26 protein-coding genes are annotated in these 23,538 nt (G+C 67.1%); 15 read left to right on the top strand and 11 right to left on the bottom strand.

Annotation, left to right across the window (positions count from 1 at the left end; all coding sequences use genetic code 11):
• Nucleotides 1-46: 46 nt before the first annotated feature.
• From aroE to QZM72_RS02550, 5 genes are read right to left on the bottom strand one after another with little or no spacing between them, the layout of a single operon-like run.
• Nucleotides 47-880 (bottom strand): shikimate dehydrogenase, encoded by an 834-nt coding sequence (gene aroE / locus QZM72_RS02570; protein ID WP_301737232.1) that lies wholly within the window; start codon nt 878-880, stop codon nt 47-49.
• Nucleotides 880-2,100 (bottom strand): CaiB/BaiF CoA-transferase family protein, encoded by a 1,221-nt coding sequence (locus QZM72_RS02565; RefSeq protein WP_301737058.1) that lies wholly within the window; start codon nt 2,098-2,100, stop codon nt 880-882. The genes aroE and QZM72_RS02565 overlap by 1 nt, the downstream gene beginning before the upstream one ends.
• Complete coding sequence (locus QZM72_RS02560; protein ID WP_089471457.1) at nt 2,100-2,558, bottom strand: MaoC family dehydratase; 459 nt, start codon at nt 2,556-2,558, stop codon at nt 2,100-2,102. The genes QZM72_RS02565 and QZM72_RS02560 overlap by 1 nt, the downstream gene beginning before the upstream one ends.
• A gap of 2 nt (nt 2,559-2,560) precedes the next feature.
• Nucleotides 2,561-2,953 (bottom strand): VOC family protein, encoded by a 393-nt coding sequence (locus QZM72_RS02555; protein WP_089471456.1) that lies wholly within the window; start codon nt 2,951-2,953, stop codon nt 2,561-2,563.
• A complete protein-coding gene (locus QZM72_RS02550) occupies nt 2,950-3,900 on the bottom strand; it encodes a ketopantoate reductase family protein (protein WP_301737057.1) in 951 nt (316 codons plus the stop codon). Before QZM72_RS02550 ends, QZM72_RS02555 begins: the two co-directional genes overlap by 4 nt.
• 81 nt (nt 3,901-3,981) lie before the next feature.
• Here QZM72_RS02550 and QZM72_RS02545 point away from each other — a divergent pair, with 81 nt between their 5' ends.
• Nucleotides 3,982-4,902, top strand: a complete 921-nt coding sequence (locus QZM72_RS02545) for a LysR family transcriptional regulator (protein WP_089471724.1) — start codon at nt 3,982-3,984, stop codon at nt 4,900-4,902.
• A 163-nt stretch (nt 4,903-5,065) separates the two neighbouring features.
• Here the strand turns inward: QZM72_RS02545 and QZM72_RS02540 are convergent, their stop codons facing one another.
• On the bottom strand, nt 5,066-5,647 hold the full coding sequence (locus QZM72_RS02540) for a TetR/AcrR family transcriptional regulator (protein ID WP_301737056.1): 582 nt from the start codon (nt 5,645-5,647) through the stop codon (nt 5,066-5,068).
• Nucleotides 5,648-5,902: 255 nt separating this feature from the next.
• Between QZM72_RS02540 and QZM72_RS02535 the strand changes: the two genes are divergently transcribed.
• Nucleotides 5,903-7,006 carry an alpha/beta fold hydrolase gene (locus tag QZM72_RS02535; protein WP_301737231.1) on the top strand — a complete coding sequence of 368 codons (1,104 nt, stop codon included), beginning with the start codon at nt 5,903-5,905 and terminating at the stop codon, nt 7,004-7,006.
• Between the two features lie 54 nt (nt 7,007-7,060).
• Here the strand turns inward: QZM72_RS02535 and QZM72_RS02530 are convergent, their stop codons facing one another.
• On the bottom strand, nt 7,061-7,981 hold the full coding sequence (locus tag QZM72_RS02530) for a LysR family transcriptional regulator (protein WP_301737055.1): 921 nt from the start codon (nt 7,979-7,981) through the stop codon (nt 7,061-7,063).
• A 112-nt stretch (nt 7,982-8,093) separates the two neighbouring features.
• Between QZM72_RS02530 and QZM72_RS02525 the strand changes: the two genes are divergently transcribed.
• Nucleotides 8,094-8,708, top strand: coding sequence for an NIPSNAP family protein (locus QZM72_RS02525; protein ID WP_301737054.1), 615 nt, complete (start codon nt 8,094-8,096; stop codon nt 8,706-8,708).
• 102 nt (nt 8,709-8,810) lie between these two features.
• On the opposite strand, the gene QZM72_RS02520 is transcribed toward QZM72_RS02525, so the two are convergent.
• The 4 genes from QZM72_RS02520 to QZM72_RS02505 are packed head-to-tail and all read right to left on the bottom strand — an operon-like array spanning nt 8,811 to nt 12,889.
• Complete coding sequence (locus tag QZM72_RS02520) at nt 8,811-9,194, bottom strand: GtrA family protein (RefSeq protein WP_301737053.1); 384 nt, start codon at nt 9,192-9,194, stop codon at nt 8,811-8,813.
• 12 nt (nt 9,195-9,206) lie between these two features.
• Nucleotides 9,207-10,250, bottom strand: a complete 1,044-nt coding sequence (locus QZM72_RS02515; protein WP_301737052.1) for a glycosyltransferase family 2 protein — start codon at nt 10,248-10,250, stop codon at nt 9,207-9,209.
• A 24-nt stretch (nt 10,251-10,274) separates the two neighbouring features.
• Nucleotides 10,275-11,654, bottom strand: a complete 1,380-nt coding sequence (locus QZM72_RS02510; protein WP_301737051.1) for a glycosyltransferase family 87 protein — start codon at nt 11,652-11,654, stop codon at nt 10,275-10,277.
• Nucleotides 11,651-12,889: a glycosyltransferase family 87 protein gene (locus tag QZM72_RS02505; protein WP_089471447.1), complete on the bottom strand. Its 1,239-nt coding sequence runs from the start codon at nt 12,887-12,889 to the stop codon at nt 11,651-11,653. The genes QZM72_RS02510 and QZM72_RS02505 overlap by 4 nt, the downstream gene beginning before the upstream one ends.
• Before the next feature lie 1,050 nt (nt 12,890-13,939).
• On the opposite strand from QZM72_RS02505, the gene QZM72_RS02500 reads away from it, so the two are divergent.
• The 12 genes from QZM72_RS02500 to QZM72_RS02445 all read left to right on the top strand — a co-directional run bounded on the left by QZM72_RS02500 (nt 13,940) and on the right by QZM72_RS02445 (nt 23,521).
• The gene (locus tag QZM72_RS02500) at nt 13,940-14,131 is read left to right on the top strand and encodes a Flp family type IVb pilin (protein WP_089471446.1); all 192 of its coding nucleotides are present in this window, start codon (nt 13,940-13,942) and stop codon (nt 14,129-14,131) included.
• Between the two features lie 148 nt (nt 14,132-14,279).
• Nucleotides 14,280-14,471, top strand: coding sequence for a Flp family type IVb pilin (locus QZM72_RS02495; RefSeq protein ID WP_059577621.1), 192 nt, complete (start codon nt 14,280-14,282; stop codon nt 14,469-14,471).
• Between the two features lie 82 nt (nt 14,472-14,553).
• A complete protein-coding gene (locus QZM72_RS02490; protein ID WP_089471445.1) occupies nt 14,554-14,772 on the top strand; it encodes a Flp family type IVb pilin in 219 nt (72 codons plus the stop codon).
• 28 nt (nt 14,773-14,800) lie between these two features.
• Nucleotides 14,801-15,340 (top strand): prepilin peptidase, encoded by a 540-nt coding sequence (locus QZM72_RS02485; RefSeq protein WP_301737050.1) that lies wholly within the window; start codon nt 14,801-14,803, stop codon nt 15,338-15,340.
• 43 nt (nt 15,341-15,383) lie between these two features.
• Complete coding sequence (locus QZM72_RS02480) at nt 15,384-16,784, top strand: ATP-binding protein (RefSeq protein ID WP_301737049.1); 1,401 nt, start codon at nt 15,384-15,386, stop codon at nt 16,782-16,784.
• A 35-nt stretch (nt 16,785-16,819) separates the two neighbouring features.
• Nucleotides 16,820-17,659: a Flp pilus assembly protein CpaB gene (cpaB, locus tag QZM72_RS02475; RefSeq protein ID WP_089471442.1), complete on the top strand. Its 840-nt coding sequence runs from the start codon at nt 16,820-16,822 to the stop codon at nt 17,657-17,659.
• Nucleotides 17,660-17,763: 104 nt separating this feature from the next.
• Nucleotides 17,764-19,689 (top strand): type II and III secretion system protein family protein, encoded by a 1,926-nt coding sequence (locus QZM72_RS02470; RefSeq protein ID WP_301737048.1) that lies wholly within the window; start codon nt 17,764-17,766, stop codon nt 19,687-19,689.
• Between the two features lie 20 nt (nt 19,690-19,709).
• Nucleotides 19,710-20,006, top strand: a complete 297-nt coding sequence (locus QZM72_RS02465) for a hypothetical protein (RefSeq protein WP_089471440.1) — start codon at nt 19,710-19,712, stop codon at nt 20,004-20,006.
• Nucleotides 20,007-20,031: 25 nt separating this feature from the next.
• Nucleotides 20,032-21,303 (top strand): pilus assembly protein TadG-related protein, encoded by a 1,272-nt coding sequence (locus QZM72_RS02460; protein WP_089471439.1) that lies wholly within the window; start codon nt 20,032-20,034, stop codon nt 21,301-21,303.
• Nucleotides 21,304-21,316: 13 nt separating this feature from the next.
• Nucleotides 21,317-21,850: a TadE/TadG family type IV pilus assembly protein gene (locus QZM72_RS02455; RefSeq protein ID WP_301737047.1), complete on the top strand. Its 534-nt coding sequence runs from the start codon at nt 21,317-21,319 to the stop codon at nt 21,848-21,850.
• The gene (locus QZM72_RS02450) at nt 21,847-22,290 is read left to right on the top strand and encodes a TadE/TadG family type IV pilus assembly protein (protein WP_301737046.1); all 444 of its coding nucleotides are present in this window, start codon (nt 21,847-21,849) and stop codon (nt 22,288-22,290) included. Before QZM72_RS02455 ends, QZM72_RS02450 begins: the two co-directional genes overlap by 4 nt.
• Before the next feature lie 22 nt (nt 22,291-22,312).
• Nucleotides 22,313-23,521 carry an AAA family ATPase gene (locus tag QZM72_RS02445; RefSeq protein ID WP_301737045.1) on the top strand — a complete coding sequence of 403 codons (1,209 nt, stop codon included), beginning with the start codon at nt 22,313-22,315 and terminating at the stop codon, nt 23,519-23,521.
• The last annotated feature ends 17 nt before the right edge of the window (nt 23,522-23,538 follow it).

Below are 23,538 nucleotides of genomic sequence, written 5' to 3'. Positions count from 1 at the left end.
ACGCTGTCGCGCATCGGGATCGCCTGCATGCCGATCCATCGCGTGCTCAGTCGAACGGCACGGCCAGCCGGTCGATCACCGAACTGGTCGCGGGGCGCACGCCGCGCCACCATGCGAACGCCTCGGCTGCCTGCTCGACCAGCATGCCGACACCGTCCGCGATCCCGTGCACGCCGGCGTTTTTCGCGAGCCGGAGAAACGGCGTGAGCCGCTTGCCATAGGCGAGTTCGTAGGCGGTTCCCTTCGGACTGAACACGCTCGGCGGCACAGGCGGCAGGTCGCCGGTCAAACTGGCCGAGGTCGCGTTGACGACGAGGTCGAAACGTCCCATCCGCGCGAGGTCCGCGTAGCTGCCGGCCACGAGCGGGCCGCGCCCCGCGACCTGCGCGGCCAGTGCGCGCGCCTTGTCGACGTCGCGATTCGCGATCACGAGTTCCGCCGGGCCGGCTTCGAGGAACGGCAACAGCGCGCCGCGCGCCGCGCCGCCCGCACCGAGCACCAGCACGCGCTTGCCGGCCATCGGCAGATTGAGGTTCGCTTCGATGTCGCGAACCAGTCCGATACCGTCGAAGTTGTCCGCCAGGATGCGGCCGCCGTCGAACTTGAGCGCGTTGGCCGCGCCCGCGAGCTGCGCACGCTCGCTGCGTTCGTCCGACATCGCGAACGCGTCGAGCTTGAACGGCGCGGTGACGTTGATGCCCTTGCCGCCGCCCTCGAAAAACGCACGCACCGTGGCAGCAAAAGCGCCTGCCGGCTCGAGCGGGCCCTCGATCGCGGTATAGCGGAGGTCCTGCTTCGTCTCTTGCGCGAAGAGGCCGTGAATCAGCGGGGATTTCGTATGTCCGATCGGATTGCCGATCACCGCGTATTGATCAGTCATCATTGGCTCGCTTTCGAATAGAGGACACCGTCTGCCTGCATCGCGTCGATTTCGGCCGCATCGAACCCGAGAGAGCGTGCGACTTCCGCGTTGTGCTGCCCGAGATCGGGCGCGACTTCGCGAATCGTCGTATCGCAATCGGAAAACCGGAACGGCAGGTTGGGCAGGCGCAGCGTGCCGTAGCGCGGATGCTGCTGCTCGACGACCATGCCTCGGGCCTGGATCTGCGGATCGTTCAACACCTCGTCGATGCGCTGTACCTTCGCGCACGGAACGTCGATGCCGTCCAGCAGGTCCAGTACCGACGCGACGGAACGCGCGGCCACCCACGGCTCGACCACCGACAGGATCTCCGTACGGTGCGCGTTGCGCCCGGTGCTGTCGTGAAACCGCGTGTCGGCGCCGAAGCCCGCCGGGCCGCCGTGCGTCTCAATCAGCGCGGCGAAGCGCTTCCACGCGTCGTCCACCTGCGCGGCGATCACGAGATCGCCATCCGCGGCGCGGAACACGCCATAGAGGGTCGACGTCGGCATGTCGTGCCCGGTCTGTTCGGGCAGCACGCCCTTCAGCGTGTAGCACTGCACCGCGTATTCGTGCATCGATACCAGCGTGTCGTACAGCGCCATGTCGACGTGTTGCCCGCGGCCGCTCTTCACGCGCCCCAGCAGCGCGGCGTTGATCGCCGCGACCGCATGAATGCCGGTGTACATGTCGCCGAGCGAAATGCGCAGCAGCGGCGGGCGCTCGCCCGGCGTGCCGACCATCTGCATGATCCCGCTCTTCGCTTCGGCGATCAGCCCGAAGCCTGCGCGATGCGCATCGGGACCGGTGTGGCCGTACGCCGAAATCGAGCAGTAGACGAGGCCCGGATTGCGCGCCGACAGTTCTTCATAGCCGAGCCCGAGCTTGTCCAGCGCGCCGGGCCGATAGTTCTCGATGAAAACGTCGGCGGAGTCGCACAGCCGCTGCATGAACGCCTTGCCGCGCGCATCCTTCATGTTCACGCTCACGCCGCGCTTGCCCATGTTGAGCTGCAGGAAGTAGCCGCTTTGCTGGTCGTCGAGCACGGTCGCGTGCTGGCGTCCGGCGTCGCCGGCGCCGGGGCGCTCGACCTTGATGACTTCGGCGCCGAGCGCCGCGAGACAGCGGCCGACATACGGGCCGGCGAGGAAATGGCTGTAGTCGACGACGCGAATGCCTTCGAGGGGACGTGCCTGCATCACAGTGCCTCCGGACGGCGCGGCACCATCAGCCGATGTTCGCCGCGTTGAACGACTTGCCCGTCCTGATTGATCAGTTCCGACGGCAGCACGACGATGCCCCAGTCCGGGCGGCTCTTGCTGGCCCGCATCGAGCCGACGCGGAACGTCACGTGCAGCACGTCGCCGACCTTGATCGGCAGCAGGAAATCCCAGGTCCAGCCGAGCGACATGCCCGGCAGGAAGCGATAGTCGCTCTGGGTCTTCAGGCCGTCGGCCACGGACAGCCCGAACAGGCCGTGCGCGACGAGGCAGCCGAAATGGCTGGCGTTCGCGTATTCCTCGTCCACGTGAACGGGCGTATGGTCGCCGGTGAGGTCGGCATACGCGAGAATGCGCTCCTTGGTCACGCGGTAGGTCGGGCTCGTGCAGGTGTCGCCTTCGCGGGCGTCGTCCCAGTATTTCTCGACGATCGTCATGGTCATGCCTCCGCGCGCGGGTTGATGGCCAGTGCCTGCGCGACGCAGGAAGCCGGCCGGGCCTGAATCAGTTCGACGGCGAGCCCGTCGGGCAGGCGAATCCAGTTGCGCCCCTGCGGCATCTCCGTCACGTCGAATCGCCGCGCCGCGGCCAGCGCGGCCTCCAGGTCCTCGCACATCACGCCGAGATGGGCGAGCCGGCCTTCCGGGCCGTCATGTTCCGGCGCGTGGATGAACTGCAGGCCGCCGAGCGTCCAGTACTGCCGCGGCGCGTCGAGCGTGCCGTCCACTTCGCGCAGCGTCATGCCGAGCACGTCCTCGAAGAAACGGATGTGCCAGTGGATGTCCTTCACCCAGATCGCAACGTGTTCGAGATAGGCTTTCGTGGCGCTCATGCGGCTGCCTCCTCGCGTTGGCGATCGGCCATCGCGCGCTCCAGCCCCTTGATGCAGGCGACGAGCGTGGCATTGACGGGGGTCGGCACGCCGTAGCGCTGCCCGCAGCGCACGACCGAACCGTTGATGAAGTCGATCTCGGTGATCGAGCCTTTCTCGAGGCTTTGCAGCATCGAGGTCTTGAACGCGGCCGGCAGCCCCTCGGCGGCGAGCGTCCAGGCCTGTTCGGGATCGGTCATCGACAGTTTCACGCCGGCCGCCTGCGCCGCCGCGATCGCCTCGGCGACCGCCGCGAGCGACGTCGCCTTCAGCAGCGGCTCGTCGTAGAGCTGCCCGTAGGTAAGGCCGGTGAGGCCCGTCAGCGCGCCGGTCGCGACATTCACCAGCAGCTTGTCCCACATCGTGCCGACGATGTTGTCGCTGATCGTCGTCGCGAGGCCGGCGGCATCGAACGCGGCGGCGATCGCCCGCACGCGCGGCGTGATGCGGCCGTCGAGTTCGCCGAGGTAGGTGTATTTGCCGATCACGCCGGATTCGATATGACCCGGGCCGCGCAGCACGCCGCCGACGTAGGTCTTGCCCGCGAGGACGCGCTCGCGGCCGACGGCGTCGCTCAGGATGTCCTCGTGGCCGAGGCCGTTCTGCAGCGACAGCACGACGGTATCGGGCCCGACCAGCGACAGGGCGCCGCGGATGGCCGCGTCGGTGTGGAACGACTTGACCAACACCACGACCACGTCGGCCGTGCCGACTTCGGCAGCCTGCGTCGTCGCGTGCACGCGTACCTGCCGGGTGCCGCGCGCGTCGTCGACCCGCAGGCCGTCACGGCGCATCGCATCGACGTGCGCGGGCGAGCGGTCGATCAACCAGGTCTCGTGACCGCCTTCGGTAAGGGTGGCGCCGATCGCACAGCCCAGTGCGCCAGCTCCCAGAATCGCGATTTTCAATGGTGTCTCCTTGACGTATGGCCTCACGATAGGAGTCGTCGCTCATGTCGACAATGCAATGGATACAATGGCGTCATTGCCCTGGACAATAATGCGACGATGCCCGCCGATCTGCCGGACCTGAAGCTGCTTCAGCTATTCGATCTCCTGTACGACGTGCGCAGCGTCACGCGCGTCGCCGAGCAACTCGGCCAGAGCCAGCCGACGGTCAGCATCTGGCTCGGCCACTTGCGGGAACATCTGCACGATCCGCTTTTCATCCGCACGCCCGGCGGCATGGCGCCGACGCCGCAAGCCGACGCGCTGATCGGGCCATGCCGGGAAATCCTCGAATCGTTGCGGCGCTTCACCGCGTGGGAGATCGCGTTCGACCCCGCGACCGCCCAGCGACGCTTTCGCATCTGCATGACGGACGCGAGCCACGTCACGCTGCTGCCGCGGCTGCTGGCCCATGTCCGCGCGCAGGCGCCGGGCGTCCGGCTGGAAGCCGCGCGGATCGACGGCAATACGGAGCGGGCGCTCGAATCCGGCGAAGCCGATCTCGCGATCGGCTACGTGCCGTGGCTGGGTGGCGGCATTTACCAGCAGAAGCTGTATGACCAGGACTGGATTTGTCTGGTGAATCGGCATCACCCCAGGATTCGCGGCCGGCTCGGGGTCAAGCAGTATCGCGCGGAGGGGCATGTCGCGATTACAGCGGGAACGGGGGCGCAGCTCCTCGAACAGGCGCTGCGGCAGGCGCGCATCGAGCGGGACGTGGTGCTGGAATTGCCGGGTTTTCTGGGGTTGGGGGCGATCGTTCAGACGACCGACCTGATCACGACGCTACCTCGTCATATCGGTGAGATGCTGGCCCAGGCCAACGATCTGGCGGTTCACGCATGCCCGATTCCAGTCGAGGGTTTCGCGGTGCGGCAGCATTGGCACGCACGCTATCACCACGAGGCCGGCAACCGATGGCTGCGCGGCGTGGTGATTCGACTGTTCGGGGCATCGCATTGATCCGTGGCTCCGGCGTTCGCGACGGAGGCTGGAAATCTCGCGGCTTTCGGGCGTTTCCAGTTTCGTGATTGCGCTGATACCGAACCGGCGCGGCTTCACGACACCGGACAATGTCCCCGTGATCGGCGGAAGGCACGACGTGTCACGAGAACATCGGAGCGGATCACCCCTCGGAGGCGCCCCATCCTTGGCTGCTGACGTCTGCCAGCGCGTCGAACACGGCCGGCGAGCGTTCCAGACGCGCGATCGTGCGGGCGCCTTCGAGCGCGGCGACCAATGCGGCCGCGGCTGAGGATGCGCGCGCGGAAGCAAAACCGCACCCCCTGAAATGCGCCGCGATCACCTCGGTCGAATCGGCAAACCCCCGCGCGACCCGCTCGGTCAGCTCGGCGTCGAGCGCGGGCAGTTCGTTGGCCAGGTTTTGCATCAGGCACCCGTACTGGAAATCGGCGGCGACCATTTCGGCCGCAAATGTGCTGAAGAGCCGACGCACGAAATCCAGCGCATGACCGGTCGTTTCGGCCGAGATGTTCTGCAAGACGGCCATTCGATTCGTGACGTACTGATCGATTGCTTCTTCCGCGAGTTGGGCCTTGCCGCGGGGAAAGTGAAAGTAGAACGACCCCTTGGGCGCACCGCTTTCCTCGAGGATCTGGGTCAGTCCGGTCGCGGTGTAGCCCTGGATGCGAAACAGCCGTTCGGCCGTGGCAATCGCGCGAGCGCGAGCGTCAGTCTTGCGTGTCATGGCGGAAAAGTACCACGTTTGGCTTGACCCGACTATAGCGATCGCCATAGTATGGTGATCACCCTATTCCGGAGCGCCGCGATGCCCGTCGACAAGAGCAAGCCATCGGCGCCGAGACGAACCGTCCTGGCGATGGGCGCAGCCGGCCTGGTTGCGGCGTTGTTTCGACCTGCCCGCGCAAACCCCACACGAGAAGGTGATCTGGCCATGCCGACCTACGCCGCAGGAACGCTTCCCAACGGGGTGCGCTCGCGCATGATCCACGGGGTGAACGGCCTCGATGTCCATATTCTCGAGGCCGGCCATGAAAGCGCCGGCCGGCCGCTCGCGTTGCTTTTGCACGGCTTTCCGGATCTGGCTTACGGCTGGCGGCATCTGATGCCCATCCTGGCCGACGCGGGATACCACGTCGTGGCACCCGACCAGCGGGGTTATGGACGCACCACCGGTTGGGCGAACGACTATGATGCCCCGCTCGCGCCGTTCAGCCTCTTGAATATGACGCGCGACGCCCTCGGATTGGTTTCGGCATTGGGGTATCGGCATACGTCGATGCTCGTAGGGCACGATCTCGGCTCGCCCGTGGCGGCGTATTGCGCGCTGGCGCGACCTGACGTCTTTCCGTCGGTGGTGCTGATGAGCGCACCGTTTCCTGGCCCGCCGGCGCTTCCGTTCGACACGGCGCGAAGCGAGGCATCGTCGGCTCAACCGAACAATGACGGTCGGAAGCTGGCGGCGGCGCTTGCCGCGCTCGATCCGCCGAGACAGCATTACCAGCAATACCTCTGTACACGGAACGCCAACCGGGACATGCGGCACCCACCGCAAGGGTTATCCGCGTTTCTTCGCGCATTTTTCCATGTCAAGAGCGCCGACTGGCCGGGAAACAAGCCGCATCCGCTGAAGGCGCTCACGGCCGCGGAACTGGCGCAAATGCCCACGTACTACGTGATGGATCTCGGCAAGACGATGCCCGAAACCGTCGCGCCATTCCAACCGTCCGCCGCCCCAACCCTTGGCTGCACATGGCTGACCGACGCGGAACTTGGCGTGTACACCGCGGAATACGGCCGCACCGGGTTTCAAGGCGCGCTTCAGGCTTATCGTGTGTTGTCCGATCCCGACCTGAACGCGGAGTTGCGCCTGTTTTCGGGCAAGACGATCGACGTCCCCTCGCTCTTCATTGGCGGCACGAGCGATTGGGGCACTTATTCGGCGCCGGGCGCGCTCGATCTGATGAGAACGAAGGCGACGACGAGCATGCGTGGCATCGAGATGATCGACGGCGCAGGCCACTGGATCCAGCAGGAGCAGCCGGCCAGACTCGGCGAACGCTTGCTCGCCTTCGCGAAGGCGTGAAGCCGGGGGCGCGGTGGAATAGGGCGCTTTTCGCGACCGGCGGCGGTTGCCGCGTCAGGTCCGGGAGGCCGTTTCGGCGCCGAACCGCTCGACCACGAATTCAGTAAAACTGCGAAGCTTCGGGGACTTCTGCTTCTGTTGCGGATAAAGCAGATGCATCGACCGCTCGGGGGCGGCGAAGTCCGGCATGATCTCGATGAGCCGCCCCTCGAGAATGTCCTCGTGGATCAACATCGAAGGCAGCATCGCGATACCCAGCCCGCTCAACGTCGCCCGTCGCAGCGCTTCCGCGCTGTCGATTTTCAGTCTGCCGTCCACGCAAAGGGTCGTCGGCCCGTCCGGACCTTCCAGCATCCAGTGAGATTGCGCCGCGTGCCATTCCGATCGGGGCGGATACGCATACGTGAGGCAGTGATGCTCGCGCAGCGCGTGCGGCGTAGTCGGCGCGCCATGTTCGTGAACGTAAGCGGGCGACGCACACAGTACCAGCCGGTATGGCGTCAGCGGACGCGCGACCACATCCGGGCTGGCGAGCGCGCCGATGCGAATGGCGGCCTCGAAACCTTCGTCGAACAGATCGGCGAGCGAGTCGGTTGCGACGATATCGAGCTTGATCTCGGGGTAGCGCTGGTAATAGTCCGCGAGCGCGGGAATCAGGCACTCGTTCGTAAACACGACAGGCGCCGTCACGCGCAGACGCCCTCGTGGATGCTTGAGGTGATCGAGTGCAAGCTGTTCCGTGTCGTCGACCAGACCGAGGACTTCGACGCATCGCTCGTAATAAGCCTGGCCGAACGCGCTGACTTTCTGCTTACGGGTCGTGCGGTGAACGAGGACCGCGCCCAGCCGACTTTCCAGAGCCTGAAGGTAGTTGCCGACCATCGTCGGCGACAGATCGGACGCCTGCGCGGCCGCCGTCAGGCTGCCCGTTTCCACGATGCGGACGAATACGGCCATCGCCTTGAGGAGATCCATTGCGCAATGGTACTGGATTCTGTTTCAAGGTGCGGCGCGTTTATCGGCCGCCGGTTTGGAAATACATTGCGATGGAAATGCATTGCGACAGGCGAGCGAAAGGAGGGCAGAAATGCGGTATGAACTTACGACGTTGTCGTGTCCGCTTCCGGACCAGAATATCGTGTCCGGCCGTGCGCATCACTGGGTATCGGATGCCGACGCGCGGGGGCGGCTGCTTGGTGCATGGCGCACGGAAATCGGCGAGTTATCGCGGGTTGTCGTGCTGCGTGGCTTCGAGACGATGGATGAATTGCAGCATGAACGTAATCGGGCATTGAGCGCCGGGCGACCTTTCGGGATTGAAAGCGCGTCCGTTCGACTGAGCATGGAAAGTTACGCACTTTTTCCTTTTCTACCCGACATCGAGCCGGCGGTATTGGGCGACTTCTATGAGATTCGTCGCTACTGGCTGAAAGCCGGCGGTGTCGCGCCGACCATTTCCGCGTGGGAACGTGCGGTGGGCCCGGCCAAAGCCTATACGTCGCATCTCGTTTGCAACATGTACGCGCTCGATGGACCGCCGCGCATCACGCACATCTGGGGATTCTCGAGTCTGGAAGAACGCATGGCGTTGAGAAAGCGGCACTATGCCGAGGGCCTGTGGCCGCCGGCAGGCGGGCCGGAGCAGATCGAAAGGGCGACGTCGACGATCGGCTTGCCGGAGGCGTGGTCGCCGTTGCGTTGAGTGCGCCGCGGGCGCGGCACGTTTGGGTGGATGGCACGCGGCATCGACCGAGTCGATGCGTTGCATGGGCACGGCGGCATTGGAGCTTCGGTTGCAGGCCGCTTACCGATACGTCCAGCGCCGGTGCAGCACGAACGTCGTCGGCGGGATCAGCAGCGCGATCGCGACGACGCTCATCGCGCGCGATGCATCCAGCGCCTCGGCGGCGCGCGCAAGCAGCATCGTTTCGACGAACCCGGCGAGCGTGACCGCGAGAAAGCGCGTCGCGTTACGGGTGCGCACCGTCGACGAGAAGCTCCACAGTGTATTCGCCAGATACGAGAACGCGGTCGCGCAGAGGAACGCGACCGCATTCGCGCTCACCGGCGTCGCATCGCTCAGCGCGAACAGGGCGGCGGCGACCAGCGAGTGGATCGCGGTCGAGCAGAGCCCGGACACGCCGAAACGCACGAGCCGCGTGCGCTCGGCCTGGAGCAGCGCGATCATGGCGCGAGCGCGTCAGCGTGCGCCGATGCGCGCCCGGACCGGCTGCGCGCGCCGGCGGGCAGCCTGGCGGCGTGCGTCGCGCGCGACCGGCAGTTCGATCACCTTGCCATGCGTCTCGTAGCGGCGGCGGATCAGATACACGGGCCGTTGCTTCGATTCGTCGTAGATCCGCCCGACGTATTCGCCGACGACGCCGATCCCGATCAGCTCGATGCCGCCGATGAACAGCGTGACCGAGATCAGCGACGCATAGCCGAGCACCGGATTGCCGAACAGCAGCGTGCGCAGGATGATGAACGCGCCGTACACGAACGCGAGCGCCGCGATGCCCACGCCGATATAAGTCCAGCTGCGCAGCGGCACGGTGCTGAAGCTGGTGATGCCTTCCAGCGCGAAATTCCACAGCTTCCAGCCGGAGAATTTCGAATGCCCGGCGCTGCGCGGATCGCGCTGGTACTCGACGATCACGGTCTTGTAGCCGACCCATGCGAACAGGCCTTTCATGAAGCGATGCCGCTCGGGCAGGTTGCGCAGCGCGTTCACGACCTTGCGATCCATCAACCGGAAATCGCCGACGTTCTCCGGCAGCTTCACGTCCGACAGCAGGTTGTGCACGCGATAGTAGACCGCGGCGGCGGTGCGCTTCGCGAACGAATCGCAGGCGCGGTTGCTGCGCTTCGCCGCGACGACCTCCGCGCCGTCGCGCCAGTGCTCGATCAGCACCGGAATCAGGCTCGGCGGGTCCTGCAGGTCGGCGTCGAGCGGGATCACCGCGTCGCCGGCGGCTTCGTCGAGGCCGGCCGTCAGCGCGGCCTCCTTGCCGAAGTTGCGGGTGAGATCGATGACGCGCACGCGCCGCTCGGCGGCGCCGATCCGGACCAGGCGCTCCAGCGTGTCGTCGCGGCTGCCGTCGTTCACGCAGACGATCTCGAAGCGGATCGCATCGATCGCGCTCATCAGCGGAATCACGACGTCGAAGAAGCGCTCGACGGCTTCGCCTTCGTTGTAGAACGGCACGACCAGCGAGACGAGCGGCGTGTAGATGGATTCCCGCATGATGATTCCCCTTGTGATGTCGTTTTACCGGTGGGCGCCGAGCGTCAGGCGGCCGGTGCGGCGCATGCCGTGCGCCGGGCGGTGGTGCGGTCGGACCGGGTGTGCGAATTCGGTCTCGGTCGAGATGTCGCGCGCGTCGGGCATCGACGGCACGTCGCGTCTTTCGTGGGCGATCCGGCTGACGAGCAGCGCGAGCGACGCGAGCGTCACGAGCGGCATGAACTGGAACGACAGATGCGGCACGATCGCGAGGCTCGCGAGCGGCATCGGCCACAGAAGCATCAGCCATTCGCGATCGAAGCGCCGCCAGCCGTGCGTCCACGCATAGCGGGCGTACCACGCGATCACGATGCCGTACCAGGTCAGGTCGTAGTCGTACAGGTAGGGGCTGACGAGCAGGCATGCGCATGCGAGGGTCGCGGCGCGCAGCGCATACGAACACGCGCCGCGCCACGCGTAGACGACGGCAATCGCCGCGCCCGCCGCCGACAGTAATTGAAGGCCGCGCGCGACGAGCGCGGGCCAGCCGGCCATCGTCGCGAGCGCGAACAGGGTCGGCATGCGCGCGAGCTTGGCGTGGCCGGTGCCGACGATCGTATAGACGTGCGCGATCAGGTGCATGAACGCGATCCATGGGCCGACGCCGAACGCGAGCGTCGCGAGCAGGGCGCTGACGGCGATCGTCGCGGCCCATGCGCCCAGCGCGCGCCATTGGCCGGCACACAGCAGCGCGAGCGGGAACAGCACCGCGAGCTGCGGCTTCATCGTCACCAACCCGAAACAGATGCCGGCGCAGACGGGGCGGCGATTCAGCGCGAGCAGTCCGAACGCGGCGAGCGTCGCGGTGAAGAGGCTCGTCTGCCCGACGATCACCGTAAGGAACGCGCCGGGGAACGCAAGCGCGCAGAGCCACGCGACATCGCGCTGCACGGTCGCGCGCATCGCCGCCGCGAACAGCGCGATTCCGATGCCGAGCCACAGCACGAGCGCCAGCGTGTACGGCAGCCAGCCGAGCGGCAGCACGAGCAGCAGCATGGTCGGCGGATAGAGCCATGGCAGCGTGCCGTCCGCGAGGGTCATCGTCGGGATTGCGTGCTGTTGGACCGCGAACAGCGTGGAGTAATGCCACGCGTCGGCTCCGTGCCCGTGCGCGGCCAGCCATGCGGCGCTCCAGACCGGCGAGAAATCCTGCGACAGCGGCTCCAGCGCGCCGTCGTGCGACAGGTGCACGCGGATCAGGTAGATGACGATGAACAGCAGCTCCGTCAACAGCACGGCGGCCGCATATAGCCGTACGCGATCGCGGTTGAGCCAGTGCGGACGGCGGCGCGGGCCCGCGATCGGGAGTTCCGGATGCACGCTGGCGGCCGGGTGCGCGTGGCGGGCGAACGACGGCGTCTTCATCGTGCGCTCCGCGAGGCGAGCGCCGTGCGGCGCACCACCACGAACAGCACCGCGAGCAGCACGACCGGCCCGATCTGCGGCAGCTTCGTCAGTCGGTTCAGCATTTCGAAGATCGGCAGCAGCCACGCCAGCACGAGGATGCCCTGGTCGCCGGGCAGCCAGCCTTCGTCGAGACCGTGCGCGATCAGGCAGAAGACCGCGATGCCGAGCCACGTCAGTTCGTAGTTCCAAAGGTACGGCGTCGTCAGCAGCGTGGCGACCGCCAGCGCCGCGCCGCGCAGCCGCATGTCGCGCGTGCGGCGCCATACGTCGACGGCCGCGGCGAGCGCGACGAGCGCGACCGCCGCCTGGGCGGCCAGCGCGGCGGCCACCGGCGCGCCCGCGAGCCGCAGCGCGGCGAACGGCGTCGGCGACGCGAGCCAGTACGACGCGAGCATGAAATGCTGCTCGCGTACCGTCGACATCGCATGACTCAATCCGTGCAGCGCGGCGGGGCCGGCCAGTGCGACGCCGGCGGCCGCGAACAGCGTCGCGCTGAGCGCGGCCGCCGCGAAGGTGCGCCATGCGCGCGTCGCGATCAGCACGAACGGGAACACGACCGCGAGTTGCGGCTTGATCGCGAGCAGCCCGATCAGCACGCCCGCCACGACCGGACGCTTGCCGAGCAGATGCAGCGCGAGCGCGGCGAGGCCGGCGGTCAGGATGCTGTTCTGGCCGAACAGCGCGGACATGCACACGGCCGAATACGCGACGACGACGAGCGTCGCGGCGCGCGGCACGGGAAGATGCGCGCGCAGCCCCGACAACCGCGAGACGGCGAACGCATAGCATAAAAGACTGCCCGCGAAAAAGAGGAAGTAAGCGGGCAGGAAAGGCACGAGGGCAACCGGGGCGATGAACAGCAGCATCGTCGGCGGATAGAGCCAGGGAAGCGGCCGGTTTTGCAGATACGCACCGAAGTGCGCGAACTCGGCCTGCAGGAATGACGACGTGTCGTAGGCCGCCGCGGCATGGCCTTGCAACACGAGATGCGATGCGGTCCAGAAGACCGAGAAGTCGGTGCCGGGGCGGGCGGTGGCGTTCGACGTGAAGCCGTCGGTCACGATACCCCAGACGATCAGCAGCGCCACGAAGAGCATCAGCATGATGCAGCTGTACGGAATGATCCGGTCGGCCGTCAGCCATTGAGCACAGCGTATTGCGCGATCGCGCGTTTCACGATTGGCTGTGTACATGATGCCCCGTCTGTCGTGTGGCCGCGTGGTCTGTCGCAGCCGTTTGATGTTGTCGTGCCTGCGGATCGATCGCGCTGAAATGGCGTTGTCCGGTGAATTCATTGTTGAAGAAAAAAACGCGTGATGCAAACCAGGCACGGTCGGACGGCATTGAATGTGTTCAGCGATTCGGGCGAAAACCGCCATTTCTGGTATGAGAAAACCCCGCCGCCGGGATTTGTGTTTCTGGCCTGAAACATTCCGTGATTTTTACCGAGCGGGCATGCCGCCGAACCCTCCACGCGCGAGCGACTCGCCGCGTTCGGGAAAATCCCGAGAAAATTTTTTAGGCCCTTTGTGCAGCGCGGCGACGGGGTTTCATGCCGACTGCATGCGCCCGAGCCGCATATATCAAAGTTGAAACATTTCGGTAGCCGGGCGTTTGACGGGCAGGCGTGCGGATCGCCGGAACCCTTGATACGCCTCGATTCCACCCGGGATGGTCCGCTCTTTGCGTAAGCGTTGGCACGGCAGTCGACGATGTGGCGACCGGGCGGTTCAGGCAACAAGCAGTGGAACCGGCTCGCGAATCGCCTGCGGAAAAGATGGTCCGGAGCGCGTTGGGGAACATGCGGCTCCCGTCCGGTCAACCGCGGAAACCGTCGTCGAACGACCCATCAGACCTGGCAGCTTCCGGGCAATAAGAAATCGGCATGGCAGTACATGGGGAATAAAAATGAACGACCACAGCACATCGCGGATCGCAAGCCGCGTTAAAGACACATTGCAGCTTTGCCGGGAGTTCCTCTCCCGCTCAACCGGATTCCATGCGTCGAATGGCCGTCGTGCCGTTCCGGTCGCTCGACCCGCCCGATTCGTCCGGCCGGTCGGACCGTACACGCGCTTCTCATGCTCCGTCTCGCCGATACCCGTTCGTACGGACCGCGGTAGTCCGCCCCGTTTCCGCGACTGATCGTCGGCTTCCGATTTCCAGCGTAGTGCCGGTGGTGCCCACCCCCGACGTCTCGACCGACGAAGGGTATTTCATAGCAGTCCGAAAGGAGAGTGCTCATGTCAAGAGTCATCGAAAAGGTCGCGTGGTTCGTCCAGGATCAGGACGGCGTGACGGCCATTGAATACGGTCTGATCGCCGCGCTGATCGCGATCGGCATCGTCGCCGCCCTGGCGACGGTCGGTACGGATCTGAAGACCGTGTTCAGCACGATCGCCGCGGATCTGGACTCGGCGGTAGCAGGCCTCTGATGGATGGTACGACGAACGGTTTGTCCGATCGTTCGAATCGTTCGTCGGCGCCACACGGCATCAACGATATTCCTCGCCGTATCGATGCACGGTCGTCCGACCAGCCGGTGCGCGAGGCTTTTGAAAGTCACCACGAAAGGAGAACACCATGTCCAAGTTCATTCAACAAGCCGGCCGTTTCATTCGCGACGAAGACGGCGTGACCGCCATCGAATACGGCCTGATCGCCGCACTGATCGCAGTCGGCATCATCCTCGCGCTGTCGACCATCGGGAAGGACCTGAAGACCGTGTTCAGCACGATCGCGGCCGACCTCGATTCGGCGGTTGCAGGCATCTGATGCACCGTGCCGCGGGCGGCTCGGCTGGTGCAGTGTTCGAGCCGTCCCCGGCGATTCCGTCAACCGGAAACCGGAGACCATCATGCAAGCCATCACACGTGTCGCCCGTCGCTGGATCGCCGACGAACAGGGTGTGACGTCGATCGAATACGCATTGCTCGCGTCGATGTTCGCCATTGCGGTGCTGGGCAGCGTCGTCACGCTGAAGGGCTCGCTCGGCGATGCGTACGAGATGATCGCCGCGGCCGTGACGGCCGCCGTGAGCACCGCCGTGACCACCGCGCTGTCCATGGTTTCCTGATCCACCGATTCGATACGCGAGGTTCGCCATGTTTCCCGTTGCGCCGCCTTATCCGGTTCCGTTGTGCGTGACGCTGCTCGCGATCGCCGCGGCCAGCACGGACATCGCGAGCCGTCGCATTCCGAACCGCCTCGTGCTGCTCGGCCTGGCCGGCGCGCTGGTCGCGCAGTGCCTGTTGCACGGCTTTTCGGCCGGCGTGCTCGGATGGCTCGCCGGTGCCGCAACCGGCTTCGGGCTGCTGCTGCCGTTCTATCTGTTGCGCGGGATGGCGGCGGGCGACGTGAAGCTGATGCTCGCGATCGGCGCATGGGTCGGCGCGGAAATGACGTTTTACATCGTGCTGGCCACGTTCCTGGCCGGCGGGGTCGGCGCCGTCGCCTACGCGCTGCTGCGCGGGCGGATGCGCCGGATGTGGGCGAACGTGCGCACGCTGATCGTGCGGCGCTCGCACGCGGCACGCGCCGAGGCCGACGACGGCCCCGTCGAGATCGCCTCGGTCGGCACGCTGCCGTACGGCGTGGCGATCGCGGCCGGCACGCTGGGCATGCTGTTCGCGTCGTGCGCATAGCGCGGCGGATCCGCAACGAGGACGCAACGAGGACGCAACGATCATGAACACGAACCACACCGAACCGAGACGCGACGCGCAGGTGGCACGCCTGCCCGATCCGCCGCCGTCGCGGGAGGTCCATACGAAGCTGGGCGCGCAGTTGCCGCCGGCGCCGCGCTCGCTCGCCGAAACCGGGCTGAGCACGGCGTTCGTCGCCGGCCTCGTGCTGAAGTCGACGCTGGTGCTCGGCCGCCCGTCGTACGGCGACCTGGTCGAGCGGCACTGCCTGCCGCTCGCGGTGCTCGACGACGTCTTCGCGTTCCTGGTGCGCGAGCATCTCGTCGAGCTGACCCATCGCGGCGCGACCGATCTCGACGTGACGTTCCGCCTCACCGATGCGGGCCGCGTGCTCGCGCTCGAGGAACGGGAACGCAGCGGCTACAGCGGCCCCGCGCCGGTCACGCTCGACGCGTATCTGGCGAGCGTGGCCGCGCATTCGGTGCGCAAGCTGCACATCGGCCAAAGCGACGTGTGGGAGGCATTCGAAGGCATCGTGATCGACACGGCGGTGCTCGATGCGGCGGCCGCCGCGCTGAACGCCGGCCGGCCGCTGCTCATCCATGGCCCGGCCGGCAGCGGCAAGACCTTTCTCGCCGAGCGGCTCGGCGCGCTGATGCACGGCCGCGTGCCGGTCCCGCATGCGATCTGCGCGGCCGGCGAAGTGATCCAGGTCTACGACCCGCTCGTGCACGTCGACGCGCCGGCGCCGGGCGGCGGCCAGTCGGTCGATCGCCGCTGGCGCCTGTGCCGCCGGCCGGTCGTGATGTCGGGCGGCGAGCTGACGCTGGACGAACTCGACCTGCGCCGTGACGACGCGGCCGGCTTCTATCAGGCGCCGCCGCACATGAAGGCGAACATGGGCATGTACGTGATCGACGATCTCGGCCGCCAGCGCGTCGAGCCGCGCGACCTGCTCAATCGCTGGCTGCGTCCGCTCGATCGCGGCGTCGATTTCATGACGCTCGAATCCGGCAACCGCTTCGTGATGCCGTTCGACGTATGGCCGGTGTTCTCGAGCAACCTGGCGCCGGAGCAGTTCTGCGACGACGCGTTCATGCGCCGCCTCGGCTCGAAGCTGCACGTCGGCGCGATGTCGATCGAAGACTACCGCGCGGTGTACGACGCGGCCTGCACGTCGCTCGGGCTCGTATCGGCGAGCGATGCGTTCGACTTCCTGCTGCATCGGCTGCATCTGCCGACCGGCAAGGCGTTTCTCGCGTGCTTTCCGGCGGACCTGCTGCGCCTCGTGGCCGCCGGCGCGCGTTACCGCGGCGACCCGCCCGAGGTGACGCACGACGCGCTGTACGACGCGTGGGCGAGTTACTTCGGCGCGGTACCTGAACGGGACGGCAGCCATCCGCCGCCCGTCGAGCGCGGCGGCCGTACGTTCGTCACCGGTTGAGCGGTTTCTTTCACGATTCGTCGAGGAGCATTGCCATGAAAAACAGTCGAGCGGTCATGATGCTGGTCGTCGCGATGATCGCGGGTCTTGCCGCGGTCGTATTCGCCTCCCACTGGCTGATGCAGACGTCCACGAGCTCGGTCACGTCCGTCGCGGTGGCCACCACCGACCTGAACCTGGGCGAGCCGCTCGGGCCGAACCAGATCCACATGGTGAGCTGGCCGTCGGGCAGCGTGCCGACCGGCGCGTTCACCGATACGAAAACGCTCGAAGGGCGCGTCGTGCGCACCAGCCTCGCACGCGGCGAGCCGGTGATCGAGTCGAAGCTCGCGCCGGTCGGCACGAAGGGCGGGCTCTCCGCGGTGATCGCCGACGGCAGCCGCGCGATCACGGTGCGCGTGAACGACGTGGTCGGCGTCGCGGGCTTCGCGCTGCCGGGCAACTACGTCGACGTGATCGTCAACACGCAGGAACAGCAGGGCAAGACCGACGGGCAGAGCATCTCGAAGATCGTGCTCGAGCACATCCTCGTGCTCGCCGTCGCGCAGCAGGTCAGCCGCGACGACACGGCGCCGAAGGTGGTCAACGCGGTGACGCTGGAAGTCACGCCCGACCAGGCCGAACGGCTCGATCTCGCGCGCAGCGTCGGCACGCTGTCGCTCGTGCTGCGCAACCAGGTGGACCAGAAGACGCTGACCACCGGCGGCGCGACCAAGCTGACGCTGCTCGGCAAGGAGCCCGCACCGGCAGCGCCGCCGGCGCCCGTCCAGGCGCGGCCGGTCCGTGTGCACGTCGCGTCGCATGCGGCGCCGGAAGTCCGGCGCGACTGCGTCGGCGTGCTGACGGGCGTGAAGGGCAGCGTCGAGTGTTTCTGAAACCAAACCAACCAGCCATACAAACAAACCGGCCGCCGGCAACGCGCGGCGGCCTTGGAAGTCGATAACCGGCACGGCGCCGGTCTCTCGGGGGATCAGACGAAATGAAGATCAAACCGCAACGCACAGGTACCGGCCCACTGCGCACACGCGTCGCACGGGGCACGATGATGGCCACGATCCTCTGTTCGGGATGGCTGACCGTATATGGCGCACTCGCCCAGGAAGGCATCGAATCGGCGGTGCTGACCAAGGGCGGCGCCAGCGCGCCGGCCGCGGTCGGCAAGGGGCCGATGCAGATGACGATCAGCATGACGCCGGCGCCGGCCGCCGCGCCCGCCGCGTCGGCGGGGCCGCTGCGCGGGCCGAACTGCGTCGGCGCCGTGCGCGAATCGACCAGCGTCGCGGTGCCGCTCGGCAAGTCGCTGCTGGTGCCGATGCCGGAGCCGGTCCGCAACCGGACGATCGGCAATCCGGCCGTCGCGCAGGCGACGATGGTGTCGCCGCAGACGCTGTACATCCTCGGGCTCGCGGTCGGCACGACCAACATGATCGTGCAGGGCAGGAGCGGGGCATGCCGGGTGATCGACGTCGCGGTCGGCGCGGACGCCGGCGGGCTGCAGGCGTCGCTGCTGCAACTGATGCCGAACGAGCGCGACATCCATGTGTCGACCGCGGCCGGCACGATCGTGCTGGCGGGCACCGTGTCGAGCTCGCAGGCCGCGCAGCAGGCCGTGCAGATCGCCCATGCGTACGGCGACAGCGCGGGCGATGCCGCGGGCGGCGGCAAGCAGGGCGGCGGCGTGCTCAATATGCTGAACGTCACGTCGCCGCAGCAGGTGATGCTCGAGGTGAAGGTGGCCGAGGTGTCGAAGACGCTGATCAACCAGATGGGCAGCGCGTTCAACATCCAGGGCGGCTTCGGTTCGTGGAGCGGCGCGCTGGTCAGCAACCTGCTCGCCGGCGTCGCGAGCGGCGCCATCTTCAACAAGGCGAACAACAAGCCGTTCAGCATCGCGGCCGACGCGCAGAACACCGACAACCTCGTCAAGATCCTCGCGGAGCCGAACCTCGTGACGATCAGCGGCCAGGAGGCGACGTTCCTCGCGGGCGGCAAGATCTTCATCCCGATCCCGCAGAGCAGCGGCAACGGCACGTCGTCGATCACGCTGCAGGAAGAGGAATTCGGCGTCGCGCTGAAGTTCACGCCGACGGTGCTGGCCAACGGCCGGATCAGCCTGAAGGTCGCGCCGGAAGTGTCGGAGCTGTCGCAGACGGGCGTCACGCTGAGCGCGACCAACATCGGCGGCACGTCGATCCTGCCGCTGATCACGACGCGGCGCGCGTCGACGACGGTGCAGATGAGCGACGGCGAATCGTTCGCGATCGGCGGGCTGATCAAGGACAACGCGACCGGCGCGCTGAAGGCGATCCCGGGCGTCGGCGAAGTGCCGGTGCTCGGCGCGCTGTTCCGCAGCACGTCGTTCCAGCAGGACCGCACCGAGCTGATCTTCCTGATCACGCCGCACCTGGTGAAGCCGTTGCAGACCGCGGACGTCGCGCTGCCGACCGACAGCTTCTCGAAGCCGAGCGAAATCGACGTGTATGCGACCGGCAACATGGAAGGCCGCCGCGGCGTGCGCAAGGCAGGCGCCCAGCCGATGCAGCCCGCGAACGATGCAGCCGCCGCGCCGCGGACCCCGGCCCAGGCACCGGTACCGGCGCCGAAATCGGAAGCCCCGGTCGCGCCGGCCGCGCTGCCCGCGCCGCGTGCACCGCAAGCCGACGTGCAACAGCCGGCGCCGGCCGAGCCGCCGAAGGCGCTCGCGCCGGTCGCGGCTGCCGCGCCGCAGCCCGACCCGGCCACCTCGGCTCGCGTCGCGCGCATCGAAGCCGCCGCCGCGCGTCTTGCGGCCGCCGGCGCCGAACCGTCGGCCCAGCCGGCGTCGCGCACCAAGCACCGGACCGCGGCGGCGCCCAACGCGCAGATGGCGCGTGCGGGTGCGGAACCCCAGTCCACCGATCGTTGAAGCCATCCAAGGGGAAGCTCATGAAATCCGCCTACCTCGTATTCGTGCGCCGCGCGGCGCTCGCCGTCCCGCTCGCTTTCGCGCTTGCCGGCTGCATGTCGTCGACCCCGGTGTGGGACAGCCGCTTCGGCGATTCGGTCCGCACCGTGATGCACGCCCAGATCATCGATCCGCATGCCGGCGAACATCCGGCGTCGGCGCCGGGGGTCGACGGCGCCGCCGCGGCGGCCGCGCTCGACAACTACGACAAGTCGTTCAAGCAGACCGTGCCGCCCGCCAACGCGTTCGTGATCGGCATCGGCAAGGCCACCCAATAACGACGGCATGCTCAGGGAGAACGCCATGAACAGCGCAGCCCGCTATCCGAAAGTCACGCGTCGCGGCCTGCATCGCCAACGCGGTGCCGTCGCGATCATCGTCGGCCTCTCGCTGGCGGTGATGATCGGGTTCGTCGGGCTCGCGCTGGATCTCGGCAAGCTGTACGTCACGCGCAGCGAACTGCAGAACAGCGCCGACGCCTGCGCGCTGTCGGCCGCGCGCGACCTGACCTCGGCCATCAGCCTGTCGGTGGCCGAAGCCGACGGCATCGCCGCCGGCCACCTGAATTTCGTGTTTTTCCAGAAGAAGTCGGTGCAGATGTCGACCAACGCGAACGTCACGTTCAGCGATTCGCTGACCAACCCGTTCCTGGCGAAGAACGCGGTCGCGAACCCGGCGAGTATCAAGTACGTGCAGTGCACCGCGACGCTGAGCAACATCGCGCACTGGTTCATCGAGGTGCTGAACGTGCTGCCGGGCACGAAGCTCGCGAATGCGGCGGAAGTGTCGGCGAGCGCGATCGCGACCGTCGGCGGCGGGCAGACGACCTGCGCGATTCCGGTGTTCGTGTGCCGCGGCCCGTCCGATCCGCCCTACAAGGTCGGCGACTGGATCTCGTCGCCGTCCGGATCGTCGTCGACCTACGGGCCCGGCAACTTCGGCTGGGCGGCGCTCGACGGCTCGACCAACGAGACGACGCTCGCGAGCGAGCTGTCGGGCAATACCTGCAACATCACGAGCCCGCCGGACCTGGCCACCACGGGCCTGAAGGCGGCGTCGCAGCGGGCCTGGAACACGCGCTTCGGCATCTACACGAACGGCGCGAACGGTTCGAGCGGCCAGCCCGACTTCACCGGCTACGCGTATGTCGGCCCGAACTACGGGCCGCCGGGAACGCCGGGCATCAAGGGCGACGCGTACACGCAGTTCGTGGCCGACCGCGCGAGCTTCAAGCCTTACCAGGGCGACGGCGCACCGCCGTCGGGCAGCGGCATCGCCACCAACGGCACGGCGACGGCGAGCAACTACGCGACCTACGGCAGCGACCGCCGCCTCGCGCTGGCGCCGGAGGGCGACTGCTCGACGCTGTCCGGAAGCAGCGGCAAGGTGCACGTCACGCAATGGGATTGCGTGCTGATGCTCGATCCGCTTCCGTTCAGCGCCGGCAGCGGCCCGGTCGTCGCGCACCTGGAATACCTCGGTTCGTCGGTTTCCGGCAACAACCCGTGCGCGACGCACGGCTTGCCCGGCAGCGGCAGCGCGTCGGGCACCCAGGTGCCGATGCTCGTTCAATAGCGGAGAGGCGATCATGAAGAAGCCGTCGATTCGTCGTTCGCGCACCCGCGGCGCCGTCGCCGTCGAGTTCGCGCTCGTGCTGATGCCGATGATCATGCTGGGGACCGGCGTGGCCGAGTTCGGCCGGGCGATCTACCAGTACGAGACGCTGACCAAGGCGACCCGCGACGCGGCGCGCTACCTGTCGGTCTGGCTGCCGACCGACAGCGCGTATCCGGTGTCGCAGGCGCAGTGCCTGGTCGTCTACGGCAGCACGACGTGCGGCACGTCGGGCACCGAGCTGGTGCCCGGGCTCACGACGTCGATGGTCACGATCTGCGACGCGCAGCACACGACCGGCTGCAGCGATGCGTCCGATCCGCCGCAGTTCGCGAACCTGCCGACCTACGATTCGAACAACAACGCGGCAAGCGGCACGGCCACCGGCGCGATCAACGTCGTCGAAGTGAAGATCAGCGGCTACAAGTACCAGCCGATTCCCGCGTACCCGGGGCTGCCGTCGATCACCTTCGGCAACATCGTCACCGTGATGAGGCAAGTGTCATGAACGCGCGCCATTTTCCGCTGTCCCGCCGGCGCGCCCAGCGCGGCGTGGCGATCGTCGAATTCGCGCTGATCGCGTCGGTGCTGATCATGCTGCTGATCGGCATCTTCGAGTTCGGCCGCGTGCTGTTCTACTGGAACACCGCGAGCGAGGCCGTGCGCCTCGGCGCGCGCACCGCGGTGGTCTGCGACGTGAACGCCGCGGGCGTCGTGAAGCGCGTGCGCTCGCTGTTGCCGCTGCTGTCGGACGCGAACGTGTCGGTCGACTACACGCCCGCGAGCTGCGACATCAACACGTGCTCGTTCGTGACGGTGAGCGTCACGAACGTCACCGTCAAGACCATGATCCCGTTCATGAACGTCACGCTGAAAATGCCGCCGTTCACGACGACGCTGCCGCGCGAAAGCCTGAATTCCGCGACGGGCGGCTCCGCCTGCAACTGATCGAAAAGACGAGGCACACGACATGATCAACATCCTCGTAGCTTCCGACGACACCGCGCGGCTTTCGCAGATCGCGCGTCTCGTGGCCGACTGCGGACGCTATCGCACGACGCGCGCCACCGGCCGCCCGTCGCAGATCGAACATCGCACCGACGGGCTCGACGCGTTCGACATCTTGCTGGTCGACGGCACGTCGCTCGAGCCGTCCGAGCTGTCGGCGATCGAGCGCATCTGCCGCGCGCATGCGGGCCTGACCTGCATCCTCGTGACGGCCGACGCATCGCCGCACGTGCTGCTCGATGCGATGCGTGCGGGCGCGCGCGACGTGCTGCAGTGGCCGCTCGATTCGCAGGCGCTCGGTAGCGCGCTCGGGCGGGCCGCCGCGCAGAGCACGCGGCGCGATACCGACGACACGCGCATCGTGTCGTTCATGTCGTGCAAGGGCGGGGCCGGCACCAGCTTCGCGGCCAGCAACGTCGCGTTCGAGATCGCCGAGGGCTTCAAGCGCCGCGTGCTGCTGATCGATCTGAACCAGCAGTTCGCCGATGCGGCGTTCCTCGTCAGCGACGAAACCCCGCCGTCGACGCTGCCGCAGCTGTGCGCGCAGATCGAGCGGCTCGACAGCGCGTTTCTCGACGCGAGCGTCGCGCACGTGACGGAAAACTTCCACGTGCTGGCCGGCGCCGGCGACCCGGTCAAGGCCGCCGAGATGCGCGAGGACGCGCTCGAATGGATTCTCGGCGTCGCCGCGCCGCGCTACGACTTCGTGATCTTCGACGTCGGCGTCGGCATCAATCCGCTGTCGATGGTCGCGCTCGATCGCAGCGACCAGATCCAGCTCGTGCTGCAGCCCGCGATGCCGCACGTGCGCGCCGGCCGCCGGCTGCTGGAGATCCTCGTGTCGCTCGGCTATTCGACCGACCAGTTGCGGCTGATCGTGAACCGCGCGACGCGCGCGAGCGAGCGGACCCGCACCGCGCTCGAGGAAGTGCTCGGTCTGCAGGCGGCCTGCACGATTCCCGACGATGCCGACACGGTGCTCGAAGCGATCAACCAGGGCCATCCGGTGTCGCGGCTCGCACGCGGCTCGGCGGTCGTACGGGCGTTGCAGGGCTATGCGAAACAACTCGTCGACGGCGAGGTGCGCGCGGGACGCAGCGCGACGCACAGCGAGCCGTTGATGTCACGGCTGTTCGGCCGCAAGGCCACGCCGAAGCTCAAGTCGATGTAATTCTTACGGGGAATCAT

The organism is Burkholderia sp. AU45388 (assembly GCF_030481585.1).
In the GTDB taxonomy this organism is placed as follows: Bacteria; Pseudomonadota; Gammaproteobacteria; order Burkholderiales; family Burkholderiaceae; genus Burkholderia; species Burkholderia sola.
The sequence above is the reverse complement of the archived record's forward strand: the minus strand, read 5'-3'. Positions and strand labels throughout refer to the sequence as shown.

Excerpts from the sequence above, each read along its gene's own strand:
- cpaB (WP_089471442.1), top strand. The coding sequence starts at position 16,820 with ATGAAAAACAGTCGAGCGGTCATGATGCTGGTCGTCGCGATGATCGCG.
- QZM72_RS02465 (WP_089471440.1), top strand. The coding sequence starts at position 19,710 with ATGAAATCCGCCTACCTCGTATTCGTGCGCCGCGCGGCGCTCGCCGTC.
- QZM72_RS02560 (WP_089471457.1), bottom strand. The coding sequence starts at position 2,558 with ATGACGATCGTCGAGAAATACTGGGACGACGCCCGCGAAGGCGACACC.
- QZM72_RS02450 (WP_301737046.1), top strand. The coding sequence starts at position 21,847 with ATGAACGCGCGCCATTTTCCGCTGTCCCGCCGGCGCGCCCAGCGCGGC.
- QZM72_RS02490 (WP_089471445.1), top strand. The coding sequence starts at position 14,554 with ATGCAAGCCATCACACGTGTCGCCCGTCGCTGGATCGCCGACGAACAG.
- QZM72_RS02535 (WP_301737231.1), top strand. The coding sequence starts at position 5,903 with ATGATCCACGGGGTGAACGGCCTCGATGTCCATATTCTCGAGGCCGGC.
- QZM72_RS02565 (WP_301737058.1), bottom strand. The coding sequence starts at position 2,100 with ATGCAGGCACGTCCCCTCGAAGGCATTCGCGTCGTCGACTACAGCCAT.
- QZM72_RS02555 (WP_089471456.1), bottom strand. The coding sequence starts at position 2,953 with ATGAGCGCCACGAAAGCCTATCTCGAACACGTTGCGATCTGGGTGAAG.
- QZM72_RS02495 (WP_059577621.1), top strand. The coding sequence starts at position 14,280 with ATGTCCAAGTTCATTCAACAAGCCGGCCGTTTCATTCGCGACGAAGAC.
- QZM72_RS02470 (WP_301737048.1), top strand. The coding sequence starts at position 17,764 with ATGAAGATCAAACCGCAACGCACAGGTACCGGCCCACTGCGCACACGC.
- QZM72_RS02480 (WP_301737049.1), top strand. The coding sequence starts at position 15,384 with ATGAACACGAACCACACCGAACCGAGACGCGACGCGCAGGTGGCACGC.
- aroE (WP_301737232.1), bottom strand. The coding sequence starts at position 880 with ATGACTGATCAATACGCGGTGATCGGCAATCCGATCGGACATACGAAA.
- QZM72_RS02540 (WP_301737056.1), bottom strand. The coding sequence starts at position 5,647 with ATGACACGCAAGACTGACGCTCGCGCTCGCGCGATTGCCACGGCCGAA.
- QZM72_RS02460 (WP_089471439.1), top strand. The coding sequence starts at position 20,032 with ATGAACAGCGCAGCCCGCTATCCGAAAGTCACGCGTCGCGGCCTGCAT.
- QZM72_RS02530 (WP_301737055.1), bottom strand. The coding sequence starts at position 7,981 with ATGGATCTCCTCAAGGCGATGGCCGTATTCGTCCGCATCGTGGAAACG.
- QZM72_RS02485 (WP_301737050.1), top strand. The coding sequence starts at position 14,801 with ATGTTTCCCGTTGCGCCGCCTTATCCGGTTCCGTTGTGCGTGACGCTG.
- QZM72_RS02510 (WP_301737051.1), bottom strand. The coding sequence starts at position 11,654 with ATGAAGACGCCGTCGTTCGCCCGCCACGCGCACCCGGCCGCCAGCGTG.
- QZM72_RS02520 (WP_301737053.1), bottom strand. The coding sequence starts at position 9,194 with ATGATCGCGCTGCTCCAGGCCGAGCGCACGCGGCTCGTGCGTTTCGGC.
- QZM72_RS02515 (WP_301737052.1), bottom strand. The coding sequence starts at position 10,250 with ATGCGGGAATCCATCTACACGCCGCTCGTCTCGCTGGTCGTGCCGTTC.
- QZM72_RS02525 (WP_301737054.1), top strand. The coding sequence starts at position 8,094 with ATGCGGTATGAACTTACGACGTTGTCGTGTCCGCTTCCGGACCAGAAT.
- QZM72_RS02455 (WP_301737047.1), top strand. The coding sequence starts at position 21,317 with ATGAAGAAGCCGTCGATTCGTCGTTCGCGCACCCGCGGCGCCGTCGCC.
- QZM72_RS02500 (WP_089471446.1), top strand. The coding sequence starts at position 13,940 with ATGTCAAGAGTCATCGAAAAGGTCGCGTGGTTCGTCCAGGATCAGGAC.
- QZM72_RS02505 (WP_089471447.1), bottom strand. The coding sequence starts at position 12,889 with ATGTACACAGCCAATCGTGAAACGCGCGATCGCGCAATACGCTGTGCT.
- QZM72_RS02445 (WP_301737045.1), top strand. The coding sequence starts at position 22,313 with ATGATCAACATCCTCGTAGCTTCCGACGACACCGCGCGGCTTTCGCAG.